The 727-nt window shown below is 71.3% G+C and carries 2 pseudogenes; both read right to left on the minus strand.

Features of this window, described 5'->3' with window-relative positions:
* Nucleotides 1-505, minus strand: a pseudogene (locus tag TN53_RS41425) (diaminopimelate decarboxylase); the annotation flags it as partial.
* Nucleotides 502-727 (minus strand): annotated as a pseudogene (locus TN53_RS41430) (peptide ligase PGM1-related protein); the annotation flags it as partial. The pseudogenes TN53_RS41430 and TN53_RS41425, both read right to left, overlap by 4 nt.

Genomic DNA, 727 nt, shown 5'->3' on the forward strand with positions numbered 1-727 from the left:
CCTCCTCGTCGATGCCGAACTGGCGCGGTTTGCCGCCCATCGCCAGCCCGGAGCGCTTGACCGCGAAGCGCGGGTTGACGCGCAGCGCGACCGGCCCCCGCACGCCCCGGTCCCGGGCCAGCTCGTCCACCAGAGCCACCTCGGGAAGGGACTCGCAGACGATGGCGTGGATCCCGGTGTCCAGGCAGGCGGCCAGCTCCTGCCGGCTCTTGCCCGGGCCGAGGAAGATCACCTGTTCCGGTGGCACACCGGCCCGGCGTGCGGTCGTCAGTTCCACCAGTGACGAGACCTCGGCCCGGGCGCCGAACGAGTGCAGCAGCGCGCAGACCGAGATGTTAGGGTTGGCCTTGAGCGAGTAGAAGATCTCCATGGCCGGGTGCAGGCGGTCGCGCAGCCCGTGGAACCGGTCCCGCAGCACGGTCCCGTCGTAGACGAACAACGGGGTGTCGTATCGCCGGGCCAGCTCGGACACCGGCACGCCCTGCACCTGGAACTCAACGCTCATCCTCGTCCCTCTCCCCTGGTGCTCTCCGCGACGGCGGCCAGCCTGCGGCCGATCTCGTCGTCCAGTGCCGCCGTCCGGTCCGCCGAGTCGGCGACGACGACCCCGTGGAGACGCCCGTCGAAGTGCGTCCCCGGGACGGGTTCTCCGGGCGGGGCGGCCGCGTTGACGGTGGCGTAGTTGTTGATGAGCAGTCCGGTGCCCCGCGTGGGGTCGAACAGCAGG

Origin of the sequence: Streptomyces sp. WM6386 (assembly GCF_000972385.1) — a bacterium.
Classification (GTDB): domain Bacteria; phylum Actinomycetota; class Actinomycetes; order Streptomycetales; family Streptomycetaceae; genus Streptomyces.